Annotated in this window: 18 protein-coding genes; 13 read left to right on the top strand and 5 right to left on the bottom strand. The window is 40.4% G+C overall.

Annotated features, from left to right (window positions below; genetic code table 11):
• Positions 1 to 27: 27 nt before the first annotated feature.
• The gene (locus VK664_RS15890) at positions 28 to 348 is read left to right on the top strand and encodes a hypothetical protein (protein WP_461399668.1); all 321 of its coding nucleotides are present in this window, start codon (positions 28 to 30) and stop codon (positions 346 to 348) included.
• A gap of 33 nt (positions 349 to 381) precedes the next feature.
• On the opposite strand, the gene VK664_RS15885 is transcribed toward VK664_RS15890, so the two are convergent.
• The 4 genes from VK664_RS15885 to VK664_RS15870 all read right to left on the bottom strand — a co-directional run bounded on the left by VK664_RS15885 (position 382) and on the right by VK664_RS15870 (position 7304).
• Positions 382 to 1731, bottom strand: coding sequence for a RagB/SusD family nutrient uptake outer membrane protein (locus VK664_RS15885; protein WP_461399667.1), 1350 nt, complete (start codon positions 1729 to 1731; stop codon positions 382 to 384).
• Positions 1732 to 1742: 11 nt separating this feature from the next.
• On the bottom strand, positions 1743 to 5180 hold the full coding sequence (locus VK664_RS15880) for a SusC/RagA family TonB-linked outer membrane protein (RefSeq protein ID WP_461399666.1): 3438 nt from the start codon (positions 5178 to 5180) through the stop codon (positions 1743 to 1745).
• A gap of 244 nt (positions 5181 to 5424) precedes the next feature.
• Entirely contained in the window at positions 5425 to 6645 is a 1221-nt protein-coding gene (locus VK664_RS15875; protein WP_461399665.1) for a FecR family protein, read from the bottom strand.
• A 71-nt stretch (positions 6646 to 6716) separates the two neighbouring features.
• Positions 6717 to 7304, bottom strand: coding sequence for an RNA polymerase sigma-70 factor (locus tag VK664_RS15870; RefSeq protein ID WP_461399664.1), 588 nt, complete (start codon positions 7302 to 7304; stop codon positions 6717 to 6719).
• A gap of 137 nt (positions 7305 to 7441) precedes the next feature.
• On the opposite strand from VK664_RS15870, the gene VK664_RS15865 reads away from it, so the two are divergent.
• Together VK664_RS15865 and VK664_RS15860 are read left to right on the top strand one after the other, a co-directional pair.
• Entirely contained in the window at positions 7442 to 7780 is a 339-nt protein-coding gene (locus tag VK664_RS15865) for a hypothetical protein (RefSeq protein WP_461399663.1), read from the top strand.
• 7 nt (positions 7781 to 7787) lie between these two features.
• Complete coding sequence (locus VK664_RS15860) at positions 7788 to 8156, top strand: helix-turn-helix domain-containing protein (protein WP_461399662.1); 369 nt, start codon at positions 7788 to 7790, stop codon at positions 8154 to 8156.
• Positions 8157 to 8195: 39 nt separating this feature from the next.
• On the opposite strand, the gene VK664_RS15855 is transcribed toward VK664_RS15860, so the two are convergent.
• Positions 8196 to 8612: a helix-turn-helix transcriptional regulator gene (locus VK664_RS15855; RefSeq protein ID WP_461399661.1), complete on the bottom strand. Its 417-nt coding sequence runs from the start codon at positions 8610 to 8612 to the stop codon at positions 8196 to 8198.
• Between the two features lie 167 nt (positions 8613 to 8779).
• On the opposite strand from VK664_RS15855, the gene VK664_RS15850 reads away from it, so the two are divergent.
• From VK664_RS15850 to VK664_RS15805, 10 genes are all read left to right on the top strand, one after another.
• Entirely contained in the window at positions 8780 to 10051 is a 1272-nt protein-coding gene (locus VK664_RS15850; RefSeq protein WP_461399660.1) for a TlpA family protein disulfide reductase, read from the top strand.
• A gap of 97 nt (positions 10052 to 10148) precedes the next feature.
• Positions 10149 to 10463 (top strand): helix-turn-helix domain-containing protein, encoded by a 315-nt coding sequence (locus VK664_RS15845; RefSeq protein WP_461399659.1) that lies wholly within the window; start codon positions 10149 to 10151, stop codon positions 10461 to 10463.
• A 47-nt stretch (positions 10464 to 10510) separates the two neighbouring features.
• A complete protein-coding gene (locus VK664_RS15840; protein ID WP_461399658.1) occupies positions 10511 to 11062 on the top strand; it encodes a hypothetical protein in 552 nt (183 codons plus the stop codon).
• Positions 11063 to 11072: 10 nt separating this feature from the next.
• Positions 11073 to 11363, top strand: coding sequence for a hypothetical protein (locus tag VK664_RS15835; RefSeq protein ID WP_461399657.1), 291 nt, complete (start codon positions 11073 to 11075; stop codon positions 11361 to 11363).
• Between the two features lie 342 nt (positions 11364 to 11705).
• Entirely contained in the window at positions 11706 to 12758 is a 1053-nt protein-coding gene (locus VK664_RS15830) for a patatin-like phospholipase family protein (RefSeq protein WP_461399656.1), read from the top strand.
• A 484-nt stretch (positions 12759 to 13242) separates the two neighbouring features.
• The gene (locus VK664_RS15825) at positions 13243 to 14172 is read left to right on the top strand and encodes an endonuclease/exonuclease/phosphatase family protein (RefSeq protein ID WP_461399655.1); all 930 of its coding nucleotides are present in this window, start codon (positions 13243 to 13245) and stop codon (positions 14170 to 14172) included.
• 303 nt (positions 14173 to 14475) lie between these two features.
• Entirely contained in the window at positions 14476 to 14856 is a 381-nt protein-coding gene (locus VK664_RS15820; RefSeq protein WP_461399654.1) for a response regulator, read from the top strand.
• A 38-nt stretch (positions 14857 to 14894) separates the two neighbouring features.
• Positions 14895 to 16046, top strand: a complete 1152-nt coding sequence (locus VK664_RS15815; protein WP_461399653.1) for a sugar transferase — start codon at positions 14895 to 14897, stop codon at positions 16044 to 16046.
• 63 nt (positions 16047 to 16109) lie between these two features.
• Positions 16110 to 17018, top strand: a complete 909-nt coding sequence (locus VK664_RS15810; protein ID WP_461399652.1) for a glycosyltransferase family 2 protein — start codon at positions 16110 to 16112, stop codon at positions 17016 to 17018.
• Positions 17019 to 17055: 37 nt separating this feature from the next.
• On the top strand, positions 17056 to 18066 hold the full coding sequence (locus tag VK664_RS15805) for an NAD-dependent epimerase/dehydratase family protein (RefSeq protein ID WP_461399651.1): 1011 nt from the start codon (positions 17056 to 17058) through the stop codon (positions 18064 to 18066).
• The last annotated feature ends 1 nt before the right edge of the window (position 18067 follow it).

The raw sequence follows: 18067 nt of genomic DNA, 5'->3' as shown, positions 1-18067 counted from the left end.
AGGCACATCTAAATTAAATTTTATATTATGAAAAAGCTTTTAATTCCTGTTTTAGCAGTAGGTGTTTCGGTGTTTAGCGCGTTTGTTACCAGACCGACGACGTTGTGGTTTTCCTACACACACTTCAGTTCTACTGATCCTGCTGAGCGCTTAGATCGGGACAATTACGATGTAACCACGCCTGTATGCACCCCATCACAAAATATGCTTTGTTCTATTGAGGCAGAAGCAGATTTAGATGATAAACCGATAATTCCGTCCTCCAGTGATTTGCATACTGCATTGTACAATGGCGGTGATACGAAGCCTGACTTTGGTTCTCCGCTAATAAAAGGAAAACCTTACTAGTGCAATGGAAAGTCGTTATAACTAGCGGCTTTCCTATCTTGGATTTTGTGAGATTTGATTTTGCAAAACGACTGCGGTTGGTATCAGAAAGGTATACCTGGGATCACCCGGTGGTAGATCAGTGCGATTTCCATTGATGACACGTGTTAATGATATTGCATATTGTCCGTCTACATTAAATCTGCGAAGATCAGTCCACCGGACTCCAGGTCGAAAACACAGTTCTTTGCGTCTTTCCGTCAGAATCGTCTTAATGACTTCACTTTGGGTGGTAGCAATTCGGGGAACAAAACGGGCACTTTTCCAACGCTTGACCAGCAGGCTGTTCAAATCTTCCATAGCTCCAACAATATTTCCATTCCTGGCTCTTGATTCCGATCTTATTAAAAAAGTTTCATTAGTGGAAAGTCCGGTGAAGGATATCGTGACACTGGTACCTGCATAAGAACCCTTGAATCTATAAGCGGAACCCTGTTTTGCAAAAAAAGTTGATTTTCTAAGATCGTTGGAATCATAAAGGGAAACAAGGGTTGAATCAACATAGCAGTTTTCCATATGTAATCCGTAATCTGAGGTTGAATGATATGTTACTTCATTATTCATTATTTTGAAGGGTGATTCAGCATTGATGTTAACTTGTGTCTGGTCATTGTAATCCATAAGTGCTTTATATATCTGTAGGGACGAGTCCGAATACTTTTCGGCACTTTGATAATCTCCCTGGCTCAAATAGATTTTAGCAAGCAGCCCATATGCAGCAGCCTTTCCGGGCCGGGTTTTGAATAAGCCGGTATCCGGTAGCAGTCCGGCGCTTATTTTCAATTCATCGATAATTGTTTTGTATGATTGTTTAAGAGTCGCTCTTGTTGTAACAGATTCAATGTCCGCAGTTAACTTTAATGGAATGCCGAATTCATTATCTGGCCCATCAAAGGATGAATATGGAGCGAATAGCTGTGCCACCATAAAATGGGCCAGGGCCCTGACAAATAGGGCTGATCCTTTGATCTCCGACAATGCCCTGTCATTTCCTTCTGAGGAAAGCTTTTCAGTTTCTTCAAGAATCACATTCATTCTAAATATTCTTTGGTAGCAAAAGGCCCATTCCTGCGATAGATTTGCATTTGGATTCCAGGAATAAATTTCCTTTGCTAACTGGGAAAAAATGCTATTGTAATTTTCAGTTGTGAAATATAAGTCATCGGAAGCCAGTAGGTCTGAGACCGGATTTTGTGCGTAAGTGTTAGCATTATCGAATAATCCCTGGAGTTCTGAAACTTTTGAAAGGATAAACCTGGATTTGTCCGCCTTTTTGTCGAGAAACTTTTGACAGCCAACCAGAAAAATTAATAAGAATGCACAATATGAAATTCTTCCTGACATAAATTGTTGTGTTAATAGTTAATTGAAATGCCTGCCGCGAAACTAATTGGTGGTGGTGTGCCGTAATCCGGATCAAGGCCGGCATTATTAGCTTTCCATATTAATCCCAGATTATTCACATAGCCGTACACCCTGATGCTTTCAAATGGGCTTTTTTTGAAATTGGAACGGTCAAATGAATAAGAAAAATTAATATCCTGAAACCTGAAATGATCTCCTTTTTGCACATTCACCTCAGCATATCTATAAAAATTATCGCTGTTTTGATCAGCAGGATAGGTAGCAGCGGGAACATTTGTCCTGTTCTCATCGCCTTTTGACTTCCACCTGTTTTGGTAGTCCGTGTACGCAGTTTGCTCCCAGACTGAATACAACGAGGAATAACTAATGGGATTGGGACGACGGAAGTAGTACCCTAATTTGTAGGAAATATTAAAAGATAAGGAGGCCTTTCCATAAATAAAGCTATTCCTGAGAGCCCCAAAATATTCCGGTCTTGATGAGCCGTGAAATATTAGATTATCTTCAGTTGATTGGTTAAAAATTGCAGTATACGCGTTTGATATATTGCCGTCTAATACGCCTAACGGACGACCGGTGTTTGGGTCTAGTCCTCCCCATTGGTAACTGATGACCGAATATGCTCTTCGCCCTTCTATGGGGGTTATGTCAACGGACAGGTAATCAGTAATTTTCCGTACAAATAAGTATTTATCGGTCTTATTCGTGTTATAAGAAAAGATCAGATTAGTGTTCCAGGCAAATTTAGATTTTCGAAAATTTAAAGTAGTAATATTTATATCGATCCCACGACCAGCTAAAATAGCACTGTTCATGATTACATTATTGAAACCATTTGTGATGTCGCCTGAAACCGGACTAATCAGGTCAACTGATCTTTTTGTATAGAACTCCATTGATCCCTGGATCCGGTTCGCCAGTATGGAAAAATCCATGGAAATGTTTACAATCCTGGACTTTTCCCAGCGCAGAGATTTGTTTGGAGGATTATTAATATTATAAGCAGGCAAACGAGTGTCGGCATTTGGTGTTGTAGAAACAATAGTAAGTATAGCCGGAATAGTATTGTTTACATTTCCGCTGTATCCGTAGGTAGCCCGCAATTTCAAAAAGTCAAACAACTTATATTGAAAAAATGGTTCTTTCGAAATGGTCCAGGCAAGTCCTCCTGAATACAACGGTTTCCATTTATTATTAGTGGTAGTGCCGAATAGGTTAGACGCATCCTGCCTTCCACTTAGAGTAATCGAATAGCGGCGTTTAAATGAATAAGCTGCATTACCGTAAAACGAGACGAACCTATTGGTCTTATCGTTATATGAAGCGTTGTTGGTTATTCTTGTAGACGCACCGAAATATGTTGGCTTCAGATTTATTAGATCGACATTTTGCCTTGTTAATAAGTCCTTGTCATATCCATAAGTCGTTTCAAATTCCTGCACATTATTCGTTTCCCGAATTTCGGCACCAACGATCGCTACTACTTCATGTTCATTCTTCCAATTTTTATTAACATTAAGTTGGCCGCGAACCGCATGGGCTACCAATTCACCATTAGTTTTGCGTAGAATACCGGAATTGGGAACTGCGGAATTTGTTGTTGAAAGCCCGCGGGGAGTAAATGTATTTATTAATGATCTTGTACTATAGGTTAAAGAGCCCGAGTAATTTTCAATTTGTGAAAATCCCTTCTGATACTGATATTTTCCCTCTGCGCTCAGCCAGGTGTTTACCTGGTATTTTACTCCGGCGTTCAGAAGTGCATCAAAACCTGTTGTCCGGTTATCAGCAAGCGCCAGTTCAGCCAATGGACGATATTTCCAGTCCAACATCCTTCCACCTCCGACAGTATCAAGAAAAGACATCCGGTAATTTTTTTCCACGGCCAGCGGGTTACCGCCTTCATCTGCCAGTTTCGCGTAGGGATATAATGCGCTTTTTCCACCACCGGCCGCTATCTCACCGCCCGGGCTATTTGTCTCCGCAAATTGCTGTGACAAAATCGCACCAAACTGAAGATCCAGCTTTTTGCCAATCCTGAAATCATTTGAAAACCGGATCGTTATACGTTGATTCTCGTTACCCACGAGGTTTGCCAGGTTTTTGTCGTATCCGAGTGAAACAAGATAATTCGTATTAGAGCCTCCCCCGGAAATGCTTGCTGCCAATTGCAGGTTCAATGCTTCCCTATACAAATACTTGGAATAATCTTTTTGGATATCATTTCCCAGAAGAGCGTTAATCTGTGCTGCTGAATCAGTTACACTGATAAGCCCACTTCGCCGTTTATTAAAAATTTCTACAGCTGGAGAGATAACGGGATAGGAAGTCCGGTTGTTAAGATCGCCATTGTAAAACCCCTGGTTAAAAAGGAAGCTTTCAACTTCAATAAAATCTTTTGCAGGAAACTTTGGTATATAGTTCAGTTCGGGTTCTTCAATCCAGGTGGCGTTACTATTAACGCTAACACTTGGCCGCTGATTGTACTTTCCTTTTTTGGTAGTTATGACTATAACTCCGTTTCCTGCCCTGCTGCCCCAGATCGAAGCCGCCGGCGCATCCTTTAAGACCGTAATGCTTTCTATATCGTTTGGATTGAGATTATTAATATCTCCTTCGTAGGGGAAGTTGTCGAGAACGATCAGTGGCCGCTGATCTGATTCCAATGTGCTGATGCCCCTGATGCTAATGCTGGTACTATTAGGGGTGCCGATCTTTTTATTAAAAAGCAATCCCGGCACTATGTTTTCGAGCCTTTCCAAAACATTCGTTGTTATGCTACGATTAAATAATTGGTTATCTACTTTTTCAAATGACCCGGTTACCCTTTCTTTCGGCAACACCTGGTAGCCGGTACTTACGCTGACAGATTCAAGTTCACTAACCAACAGCTTCAGGGCAATTTGTAAAGGCTTATCATCCCTTATAATGAGTTCCCTTGATTCATAGCCAATCATCGTGATGATAATTACTGCGCCGGGTTCCACATTGTTGAATAAAAATTCACCTTTTTCGTTTGTGAAGGTCGTACGGCCGAAACTTTTAAACATAACGGTTGCCCCGGCAAGAGGTTGGTTATCCTCACCTGTAACTTTGCCACTGATTTCAAGAGTTTTCTTAGCAGAAAAATCTTCTTTTTTTCCTGAAATGATTACTTGTTGATCAACGATGGTGTACGAGAGTGGCTGATCTTTAAAACAACTCATAAGCACTTCCTGGATGCTGGCATTTTTAAGTTCAACAGTAACAGGTTTGGTATTCGAAAGCTCTTCACGGGTGTAAATAAACCGGAATGCACTTTGTTTCCGGATTTCAGAAAACGCTGTTTCGATTGAGGCGTTTTTCAGCGACAGGGTGATACGCTGAGCATTAACGTTAGTCCAGGAACAAAGACTGATGACCGTTATCAGCACCAGAGATAATTTCATATCTCTGGTGACTGAACCGTTAAAAAAATGGTTTGGGAAGCACAGTGGCGCAACGAGGTGATACATTAATTGCATACCTTTGGTTAGTTTGGTTTGATGAAAGAAATTGTGTAGGAATGACAGTTCCAGGCAAAAATTTTATTGGCCCAAATAACCGCTTCGTCCGCATTACGAAGCGGTTTTTGTTATGGCGCATGCTTACATAGGCTATAACTTTTAGATTAAAAAATGTTTTCGAAGATTCTCAGGATTTTACTATTATTTTTCTGTCTACGACTTCAAAATGCACCCTCTTGGTTTTTTGAAGCATCTCAAGAAGTCTAGACACCGGGACATTACGGCGGATGCTTGCATTGAAATGGTATCGAGGCTTAAACTCATAAACAATATCTGCATCATACCACCGGGCGACCGTCCGCATTATCGACTCAATTGTTTGGTCGTGAAATTCGAAATAACCTTTTTGCCAGGCTAATTCATCAGCGGCATTGGGCAGGAAAACCCTGTTCATTTTTCCGTTCCGGGTAATAGCTGCCTGTTCTCCAGGTTCAATTGTCAACTCCGCGTTGGTAATGGAGGAGGCGACCCGTACTTTTCCTTCAATCAGAGTCGTTTTCAACACCGGCTCGTCATGGTAAGCATTTATATTAAAGCTGGTGCCAAGCACAGTGACTTCTGTATTGTTTGGCAATTCAACAACAAAGGGCATTTTGCCATTGTGTTTCACCTCAAAATATGCTTCGCCACTGAGTTCAACTCTTCGTTGTTTGCCGGTAAATACCGGTGGATACCGAAGTGACGAAGCCGCATTGAGCCAGACTTTACTTTCATCAGGCAGCGTAATCATATAACCTCCGCCAGGCGGAGTATTCAGCGTGTGCCATTCACCCGCTGAGCCTTTTGCCGGGTGTTCATAAATCAACTGTCCTTCTACGTTAGAAACGCCGGCAGCGATAGGTTGAATTACACTGTCCGTTAACGTTATAATACTTCCATTTCCCAATTGTAGGATAGCCTGGTTACTGCCCGGACCGATATCCCCCGGGTTGATCTTCCCGGGGGCGGGGACGAATGCAACGGGTTTTTCATTTTTCAAGGAAGATAAGTTCAGCAATTTTATAACTACAAAGCCTAACAGGAACACCAGTGTGGCAGCTGCGACATATCGCCATGTTGCTATCCGACGTATTTGTTTTTCATTCACACCTTCACTAATCCTATCCCATGCTGCTGTTGTGGTTAACTGGTCAGTGAACCGGAACTGCCTCTCTAATTTTTTCACATCAGTTAGGTCGGTGAATATCCGTTGATTGCTTTCGCTTTCCTTCAGCCAGTTGTCAAGTTCTGTTTTTTCTGAAAGCGAAAGATTTTCTTCAAGATAACCGGCTACCAGATAAGCGATACGCTGTGATCTTTCATGTCCGGGTACACCTTCATCATTCACAAGAGAATCTTCGTTATTCATTATATTAAGATAATGCTATTTGGCCGGCAACACTACAACCACATATAAGACAATCAATCATCTCATTTGGGTCAAAGCGGCAGCATATTTTGTAGAAATAAAAGAGAAAGAAACAAAAGGACCGGGCGGAGTTTAAGGCGAAGTAACTGTAAACCCCTGTTCTTCTGGCTTTTTACAGTGTTGACCGATACATTAAGTTCGACAGCTGTTTCCCGGATATTTTTGCCTTCGATAAAAAGTTTGGTAAAAACACGGCTGCATTGTACCGGTAATTTGTCAATAAGACTATGCAATTCGGCGACCGCTTCTGCATGAATAATCAGAGATGATATATCTGCTGAAAAACTACTTTGCATTTTGGCGAAATCTTCTTCTTTTTTATGCTTTAGCTGGCGGGATTTTAACCAGTTTAAAGATTTGTTGCGGCTTACCTGGTAAAGCCACGCACGCATTGCAGCCTGGTTTCTGATTGAATGATAGTCTTCCCAAAGCTTTACGAAAGTGTCAACAACGATGTCTTCCGAAACCTGATCATCGTGTGTAAAATTAAATACATAAATGCACAGGCTCTTATAGAGGTCGTCAAACAGCATGCGGAACATGGCATGTTTCTCATGCGAGTCAGGACCATTCTGATAAAGTCGTGCATTTAATTTCATGTAACTGTGGGTAGGACATAAATATACTATTTTAATCAGAACCCTTTTACTTGTAAATGAAAGTATTATTATCATCATTGTAAGTAAATGATTCATATTACTTTTCGTGGCCTTAAATTCCGAAAGAATCTCAAGAGATGGCCAAAAAAAACCGTTCTTCTCTTTTTGCATTTTATGAAACGCAGGAGGGAGTTTATAAAATTAATGCAGTTAAGAACAGTCTAAATTCTAATTCAATTGAAAGCTTCCAGGAAATTTTTGCTACTGTTGCAAAGACGAATCTGCAAACGATCATAGGCTCGGAATTTTACGCCTTCAGTAAAAAAATTGCTGATCCGGGCCGGTTCACCTTGCAGGAAATAGAATCAATGGCAAATTTCTTTAAGGTTGATTTTGAGGTCATGTTTCGGTTTGTCCGAAAAAACATGATAGTTGCCCAGAAGCGTAAACCGAAAAAAGCTAAACCTAAAATCTGATTAAGGCTTGATTTTACAGTTGCGCGAGCGCCGGAATCTTACCGTTGACCAGGTGTCGGCCTACCTGGGAATTTCAACCGAACATTATCAAGACCTGGAAGAAGGGCGGGCCATTCCGAATTCAGTTACACTTGAAAGCCTGGCAGATCTATTTTCGCTGCCGATCGAAGCATTTGCTATAAAGGAAAATATCATCATTAATATAAACTGCGGTACGGCAAGTCATAGCAATAGCGGATATATTCACTCTTATATCAATGAGGCCAGTTCATGTGTCGGCGGTAACCGTCTTGCCGAAATGGAAAATCTGCTTCGACAGATTCTAATCCATCTTAAGTTTGAGGAAGTAGAATTTCCTGGTACGTTATCAGAATAAGCTAACCTTTATTGTCAGCCACTTCCTGTTTTCTGACAGCTAAAGTTTCTCGATAAGTTTTTTTAAAAGCAAGGCGATTTCAGCTCTTTCCTGGCGGGCGGCCACTAATTCTTCCTGGAGTGTTTTAGCGACTTCGTCTCTTTCAGTTAAAAGTTTTTCCAGGAGCTCGCGGGTAATACCATTGTTATAGGTGGCTGTGTTAAAGAGGCCGCCATGGCTATTGCTACCGCTATTATAATTAATCACCCGGTCCGTTGCAAAAAAGAATTCCGGGTCAATTTCATACAAATTCGCAAGCTGTCCTGCACGGTCAACCGTTAATCTCGTCTCCCCTGTTTCCAGCTTTGCATAAGCAGCCTGGGATATACCTAATTTTTCCGCAACGGATTCCTGCGACCAATCCCGGCTGACTCGTAATATTTTTAGCTTGGTATCCAGATGATAGCTTTCAGACATTTGTCAGGTTATTCGTTTTTGAATGAAATTATAACGAATGCTCTAAATTAACAATTATAGGTTGTTGGACGCAATTTTTCGCCGGCTCAACTTTGTTCTCCGCAAAGACAGTTCCGCAGCTCCGCTTTTTTTATCCATTTTATCACATCCTCCAACTCATCATACTTATGCTGCGCATTACGATTTTTGCATTGATATCCCTGTCTTCTATTTCAGCATCATCGCAACAAGTTAAGGCCATAGCAATTGGCGAGGAATTTCCATCTATTCCGAAAGCTAATGCACTTAACCACATTGATTCCGTTATTAATCTGTCCGATTATCAGAACAAGTTGTTAATCCTTGATTTCTGGGCGACATGGTGCAGTTCCTGTATCGGCGGTTTTCCGAAACTCGACTCGCTCCAAAAAACTTACACAAACGACCTTAAGATAGTTCTCGTCAACGTTAGTGATTCACCCGGCAAAATCGATTCCTTCCTGGCTAAATATAAACAACGAAGGGGGCGCGCGCTGGGCCTGCCAACTATATGGGACAATTCTGAAATCACCGCGATGTTGCCCCACCGCTCGATCCCGCATTATGGCTGGGTACATAAGGGCCGCCTGATAGCTACGACGGGCACAGATGAAATAACCGGGAAGAATATTTCTGCAGTGCTGGATGGTAAAACTGTGCAGTTCAGGATGAAAAAAGATATTTTCAACTTCGATAGAAACAGGCCAATGCTGGAAAATGGCAATGGCGGAGACTCTGCAGCTTTTCGTTTCCGGTCACTTTTTGCGGCGGAACTACAAGGCATGAACAGCGTTTATTTTGAGAGAAAAACCGAACATCACCGGCGTAAGGCTTATGTCAATTTATCAATGGCTCAATTATTCAGCGTCATGACCGGCATTCAGCCATATGGAATTTTGCTTGACTTGCCGGAAGCAAGCATGCATACCGGCCCCGGTAACCCCCTGTTTTGCTATGAAATCACCGGACCTGTGGATACACAAAATGATGTTATGACTGCATTTAGCATAGAGGATCTCAATAGGTATCTTAATGTGACAGCCAGTATTCGCTTCAAAAAAATTCCTGTTTACCGCCTTGTGATGTCAGCAAAAAGAAAAAAGGTTGCATACGATACTACCCATTCATCCTTCATGGAAAACGAGGAACATACCGAGCTTCAATTCAACCGTAAAAAAATCCGGTTCCTTATCTCACATCTTAACTATGGGCCAACCGAATACCCGGCAAGAATGCCATTTATAGACGAAACCGGTTATGAAGGAACTATTACCGTTGCTATACCTGATGAGGCCATAAGAAATATATCACTACTTCGAAATATCCTGGCAAAGGAAGGAATCCGAGTAAAGAAAGGGAAAAGAAATATGAAAGTTTGTATCATCAGATCAAATGACGGTAAGAATAAACATGGAAAGTGATTATAAAAGGAATGTGGAAAAAAATATGGGGGAAGGAATAAAAAAATACTAAAATATTTAGTAAATTTGTCAGAACGTGACAAGTCGAAAAATGTATATGGCAAATCAGTTTGGGACTAAAGTGAAACAGCTTCGGGAAGAAATAAAGCTCCCGCAAAGAGTTGTGGCGGGAAGGCTTCAGATCGATTCACCCATGCTGAGTAAGATTGAAAGAGGGGAACGCAAAGCAAAAAAGGAGCAAATTGGTTTATTTGCCCGGATACTCAAAGCGGATCGCGATCAGTTATACACATTGTGGCTTGCAGACCAGCTTCTTGAGGTAGTGGAAGGGGAGGCTTTAGGTTTAAGGGCTTTGCAACTTGCGGAAGAGGAAGTGGAATATGTATTAAAACGTGCAAAGCAATCTGGCTGAACCAGGTTATTATTTGTATCTGGCATGTTCACAATGAAGTTAATTGTATGCGCGAACGATTTAGTAAGTCTGGTAATTTATTTATTAGAGCAGGAACTGATCCGGCAGAATCAATTCGTGAGATCTTTGATACTTTCGATTTAAAAGATTTCCGCGATGAAATCATTTTTTGGCTTGAGTTATCACTGACGAACGATAAGGGAGCATATCAGGAAGGAAAAGATCGTGAGGATGTAATGGATTTCTGTCGCGAGTTGATAAAGTTGGTGGAAGCATTTTACATGCTCTCTGTGAGCGGCATGCGCCAGAAGCTCCCTAAATGGAGAAAAAATGTGGTAAAACAAAAGAGCAGTAATTCGGAACTATCCCTGTTGGTTGATGACGAGGTAATTGTGGAACCTCATAAAACAATCAGCAGTTTTTGCAGATTGTTTTCGTCTTCATATGTCGAGTCTGAAATGCTTGATTTACTCGATTCAGTGATAACTTATGAAGGAGTAAGGCAGGTTAACCGGATTAACCTTGTTTTATTTTATCAATGTGTCCGTTATCTTATTTCCAGTGCATACGCAATAGACAAAAAACAAGCGAAAAATTAAAGATATTAAGATGCTTAATACAAAATATGTAAACTCACCTAATCCGGAAGAGCTTTGGTATTTATCACCGGAATCCCTTGAAAATCCTCAAAAAGCGATATTTCAGTTCTTTGATACCTATGGATTGGGAAGCGCACATGAGCGGCTATGGCAAATGGTTAAACAAACATTCAGCAGCGAAGAAAGCAATGGCTGGAACGAAGTAAAAAGAGCGAATTGTCTCCATTATTATGAATTGATGACTGAACTTTTAAACGCGAACTATGCGCTGTTTTTAAAGATGCGCGAAAATAAAAAATAAAAGCTGAGGATTCGCGTAGCCAGTCGTGAACATTGCCGTTGTGTTCGCAGATACCGGCAACGAATATGGCGTAACTGGCTCTTCCATTATTCTCTATCTTCCAAAGATCTAAACGACGGAAGTAGTATCATTGTGAAACGATATGTTGACGAATAAATAATTTACCCGATCAATACAATGGGTCAGTTTAAGGCTGAATTCAGCATGATGATCATGTTTGCCTGAAATAAGGCTGATGCCCAAAGGCATTCCGATTTCATCATGTAGTGAATGTACGAATTTCAGGTGCACAGCATTTGTGATTCAAAAAAACCTTAATTTGTATATATAAACTTTTTGTTAATGGCCAGTCCAAAATTCAAAGTTCTCTCTATTGATGGCGGGGGAATACGTGGTATCATTCCCTGCATCATACTTAAATACATTGAAGAAAATACCGGTACGCCGATTTCGGGATTATTTAATCTTATCGCCGGTACTTCAACGGGAGGTATCATCTCGGTGGGACTAACGAAACAGGAGAAGAATTTTCAGAACTCTTTCAGCGCGGAGCAGATGCTTGAACTTTATGTCAAATTCGGGAAGGACATTTTTTCCGACCGCCCAAAAGATTTATTAAGCCGGATATCAGCGAAGTTATTTGCCAAACCTTATGATTCCACTGACATGGAAGCATTATTAGATAGATACTTTGGTGAGGCCAGGCTAAAGGATGCTTTGTCTAATGTATTGGTAACAACCTATGATATTGAAAAGGGAAAGCCTTTTTATTTTTCGTCAAGGCTTGCTGCGAACGATGCCAGGGAAAATTTCAAACTGAAGGAGGTAGCCCGGTCAACTTCTGCCGCACCAACATATTTCAAACCGAACTTGTTGGAATACGATAAAGAAACTGACCTGGCTTTTGTAGATGGAGGAGTGTTCGCCAATAATCCATCGATACTTGCTTACAGTGAAGCTAAAGAACTCTGGAAGCAACTATTAGTAACTAACCCTGCATTGGCAGCGCCAGACAGAGGATTTGATGCAGTAGTTACCGCTGATGATAATGATCTGCCTTTTTATTTGCTCTCCTTAGGCACTGGATATACAGCGAATGCCATCAAGGGTTCCGAGGTACAGAACTATCGGAACAAAGACTGGTTCGAACCGCTTATGACTAATGTGTTTATGCGAAGCGTCGCCGAAAGCACGCATTATACGATGAAGTACTTGTTGCCTGATTATGAGAATGGTAGTCCAAGATATCAACGCCTCGATTTTCAGATACCAAATGAGATCAGCGAGATGGATAATGCTTCAGAGAAAAACATCAGTAGCCTGGTTAAAGTAGCCGAAAAGTTTGTGAAGGAGAATGAAGCTGTGCTGAATAAAGTTTGTGAGATTTTGGTTTAGAGATCTGTACATTCACCATTTATAATCCACCGGGCCAGGTATTAACCACGAGTCATTACCAATATTTTTTTCATATTCAAATATGAAAAAATATTGGCACGAAAACTTAGAGTCAGTATTTTGTTTCGCTAACTGTATTTTTAAGCTACTTGCATCCATCAGCTAAAAATAATAACTTCGTTTTTCGAAAGCTCCAATTTCCTGCCTGAGAGATTAATTCTTTTTCAAAATTTCTGAAATTCCTTTAATAGATTTTCCGAAGGCAGCACTTTCAATAATTATCACAAACCCTAATCCGTTTTCATTGACCAGGTATTTAGTCAACCGGTTTTCAAAATTTCTTTTCGTCGCAGTGTTAGTCCTTTATGCGGGCGCTGCCTCTGTCCCTTTCCTAAACCAAAGTTCTTATTGGTTTGTTTCCGTGTTAGGAGTTATATTTCCATGGCTTTTTTTCATAATATTTATACTGCTCATCTTCCTCATTTTGAGAAAATCCAGGTGGAGTTTTCTTTTACTGGCTTTGCTTTTATTAAGCTGGAAGTCTGTTTTCTCAACCTTTGGGTTTCACTATTTCAGAAGAGCACCGGCAAATCATGCGAATGTAACTGGCTTAAAGGTTTTATCATGGAACGTTTCCCGTTGGGACCAGATGAAAAGTCTGGAACAGCTGGCAAGTAGTAAGCGGGAGGCAATGCTAGAAGAAATATTAAGGGAGAATGCAGATATCATGTGTTTCCATGAATTCTTCGAACCTTCCGGAAATGGGCTCAAATATTACTCTTCTAATATTGAGGCGATCCGTTCGAAAGGTTACCCATACTATGCTTTCTTTCCAACTTCGGTTATGCATGACCGTACAAAGTCTTTCGGTATGGCGATTTTTTCGAAGTATCCGATAGTAAATTCAGCAACCTACAGTTTTGGAAATACTCCCCACTCCGAAGGGCTAATGTTCGCAGATATTGCGATAAAGAATAAAAACATCCGGGTCTTCACAACGCATCTTGAGTCTTTTAAGCTAGGGAGATCCAGCTACTTCAGATCAGGGGATAATGGAATGGCATCTAAAGCTAAAGCATCCGTCTGGTCAATAAGGAACGCATATCGTAACAGACACATGCAAATGGATCTGGTAAAGGACAAAATAGATCACAGCCCTTACCCGGTGCTGTTTTTAGGCAACCTTGGAGATGTCCCAAATTCGGAAACTTATGCAGTGCTGAGCGAAAATCTTCATGATGCTTTTCTTTTGTTTGGCAGTGGATTTGGTGCAACATTTCCAAATATTTCACCCAACCTGAGGCTTGATTATATCCTGGTAGATAAAAAAATTAAAATAAATAATTTCGAAATATCGAAGTCAGTATATTCAGACCACTATCCAATTATGGCTGATGTTTCAGTTCATTTTTGAACATCAAAAAATAACTCAAATCATTCAAAGAGAATTTGTAATTGGTCAATTTTAATTTGACAATATTTTGAATTTACCGAAAAATCTCTATTTTAGAGTTCCAATTCGACCAAAGCTCTTCAGATTTTTTCTGAGTTTTCGCTTGCCACCTTTGAAACTCCACACTACTAAGTTTAGAATTATTTCCACATCCATTGAATGAACTTCTGTGCATAAACCGCCGCGTTTAGTGCAGTGCTACTTCCATTTCTATGATTTACGTGTATTAGCTCTAGGAAACGACACCCTATAATTCCGTAATAAATGAAAAAAGTAGTACTGAGCATTTGTGCTCTGAAGGCAATGAATTTTTTGCTTGAAACCGTTATCGCACCAAGACATACAATAGTACTTGTTCAAAATGCAATGGAAGGTATGCATGTGTTGAGGAACAAGGCAACAGTAGATGTAGTAATAGTGGATTTGGATTATGATACTCAGGAGAATATCGAGTTCATTAGTCATATCAAGAGCAGTAGACTCTACTCCGGATGTAAAGTGATTGTGTTAAGCTCTATGATTGCAACGATGTCTGAATCTGAAGTCCGCATGGTTGATCTTATATTTTATAAACCATTTAGTCCGGAGCGCGTAATTGACTTTATAAGTAGTCTATCAATACAAAACACGACCCTGGCCATATAATTTTTTTTCGTAACGTAGAATTTAATAACACCTACCCCATGACTACAAAACTTTATCCTCACCCCGGAAAAGTTACATCGAAGTGGACACGTTTTGAGGGCGAATTCAAAACTGAATCCCGAGCTGGTGAACCAACTTTCCTTTACATAGGCACCGACAGCGAATTCTTATTTCATTTCAGGAGCATATTTCATGCCGGAATAGTCACTCACTCATTATTGGAATGTCAGGAGGTCTTTGACGAACTACCGCGCAATCAGTACCCACAGGTAATTTTCATAGATCTAGCTCTTGATAAAAAAGCGTTGAAACATTTCCAAAATTTTCTTAACCAAAAGAAAGCGTTTTCAAGACTTGTCATTATTTATAATGAAAAATTATTGACACAATCAAATATAAATTACCTGAAGGAAAACGAGTTAGTAGATGATGTGGTTAACCTGAATACAACAATAGATAGCCTGGCGAAAAAAATTAATTTTCTAAAAAAAGTAAAATCAAGTTCACCAAAACAAAATTACAGGATCTCCTCTGAGAAGGTTGCGAATGTTATATCCAGGCAAAAAAGAACCATTCACCTAAAAAGACTGATTGACATAATTTTTGCATTTATTTTCCTGGTATTTCTTATTCCCTTATTTGTCCTTATCGCAGTGGCGATCCGTATTGATAGCCGGGGGCCTATTGTTTATAGCTCGTTGAGAGCAGGTCGCGGTTTTAAAATCTTCAGGTTTTATAAGTTTCGTTCGATGGTTGTTGATGCTGACAAGAAAATTGAAGAGTATGCACATCTCAACCAGTATTGTCGGGGGGAAGAAGGAAATGCTAAGTTTATCAAAATTGCGAACGATCCCCGGATTACGCGGCTCGGTAAAATACTAAGAAATTGTAGTCTTGATGAGCTGCCGCAACTGATAAATGTGTTAAAAGGCGATATGTCTCTTGTTGGGAATAGGCCGTTACCGTTATATGAGGCCTCTACTCTGACTACTAATGATCATGTAGAGCGTTTTATGGCTCCAGCAGGGATCACGGGACTGTGGCAGATAAAAAAACGTGGGAAAGCTGAGATGTCTACTGAGGAGAGAATCAACCTGGACATTTCATATGCGAGACGCTACAATATTGTTTATGATTTGTGGATTGTAGCCAGGACTCCTGCAGCGCTTTTTCAAAAAAGTAATGCCTAGGGCTTTGCATATGTGAATCTTACGATTATCTTTATAGTTACTTATACCCTTCAAACCGTATTTATGCCCTACCCAATGAAACCTCTGGTTTCTATTATAACCTTAAACTGGAACCAAACTTTGGTTACCTGTGCCTTCCTCGAGTCAACCAGACTACTGACGTATTCAAACTACGAGATCCTGGTTTGCGATATGGCATCTGATATCGATCCGACTTCTACGATTGAAAAAGGCAATTATCCCAACACAAGAGTTTTAAGGAGTGAAACCAATCTTGGCTTTACAGGGGGAAACAACTGGGGTATGAGACAGGCAAAAGGAGATTTCATTTTTGTCGTCAATAATGATACTGAAGTTACAGCTGACCTTCTGGAGGTTTTAATTGAACCATTTTTAAATGACGATAAGATCGGTGTTACCTGCCCAAAGATAAGGTACCATAGTGAACCTGACATTATTCAATATGCAGGCTTCAATCCCATCAACCTATATACGGGTCGTGGAACCGCGGTTGGAAGCATGGAGCAAGATAAAGGCCAATATGATGTTTCTGGTTATACCCATGGAGCACATGGCTGCGCTATGATGATCAGCAAGAAAGTGATTGAGAAAGTAGGAATGTTTCCTGAGAAATTTTTTATCTACTATGAAGAATGGGACTGGAGTTCAAGAATCCTGCGGGCGGGATTTAAAATTTACTATCAGTCGAAGGGGCTGATATTTCATAAAGAATCGGTGTCAATGGGTAGACAAAGCGCAATCAAGGTTTACTATCATACCAGGAACCGCATTCTTTATATGAGACGAAACACTACAAAAACGCAGCTATTGTCATTCTATGCCTTTTTTATGTTGTTTACTGCCCCAAAGTCCATTGTCAAATTCATTGTAAGCAGGCAATTTGAACATCTCAACTCTTTTATTAAGGGAACAACCTGGAATTTCAAAACTTCCAAGCATTCTCCAGTATAACAAACAATCTATTTGAATCATTAATAATAAATTGAAAATGCCTAAATCATTAGTTACCGGTGGCGCAGGGTTTATTGGATCGCATGTCGTAAAACACGCACTGTCTCTTGGTCACGAAGTCGTTGTGTTGGATGATCTGAGTGGTGGGTTTGAAGATCATATCCCGGATGGCGCATTATTTGTACACGGTTCTATCACCGATGACAAGCTTGTAACAGAACTGTTTGAAATTCATAAGTTTGACTTTGTGTATCATCTCGCAGCTTATGCTGCAGAAGGATTGTCACATTTCATTCGCAGGTTTAACTATAACAACAATCTCGTTGGTAGTATCAATTTAATTAATGAATCTATCAAACACAAGGTGAAGTGTTTTGTTTTCACTTCATCGATTGCAGTGTATGGCAAAGGTCAACTACCTATGACCGAAGAAATGACGCCAATACCTGAAGACCCTTATGGCGTGTCAAAATATGCTGTAGAACTAGATCTAAGGTCTGCCCACGAGATGTTCGGACTAAACTATGTTATATTCCGTCCACATAATGTATATGGCGAAAATCAAAATATTGGTGACAAATACCGTAATGTAATCGGCATCTTCATGAACCAGATCATGCAAGGTAAGTCGCTCACAATTTTTGGTGATGGTACGCAGACAAGAGCGTTCAGCTTTATTGATGACGTTGCAATTCCTATAACTAATTCAGTAAATATTCCCCGGGCATATAATCAGGTGTTTAATATCGGCGCAGATAAGCCTTACCCGGTAAATGAACTTGCTCAGGTTGTATGTGATGAATTTGGTGTTGAGCCCAACATCACTTATCTCAAAGCAAGAAATGAAGTCTTGCACGCGTATTCCGATCATACAAAAGCGCATGGTGTGTTTGGTTCGCCAACTGGGATTGATCTTAAACAAGGTATCACCAGGATGGCGGAATGGGCAAGAAGAGTCGGAGCCAGGCAAAGCCAGGAGTTTAGTAATATCGAGATAACAGAAAAGTTACCTGATGGATGGTCGGTTAAAAAGAAGTCTTTAGTGTAAT

The organism is Flavitalea sp. (assembly GCF_035489435.1).
Classification (GTDB): domain Bacteria; phylum Bacteroidota; class Bacteroidia; order Chitinophagales; family Chitinophagaceae; genus DATHKG01.
The sequence above is the reverse complement of the archived record's forward strand: the minus strand, read 5'-3'. Positions and strand labels throughout refer to the sequence as shown.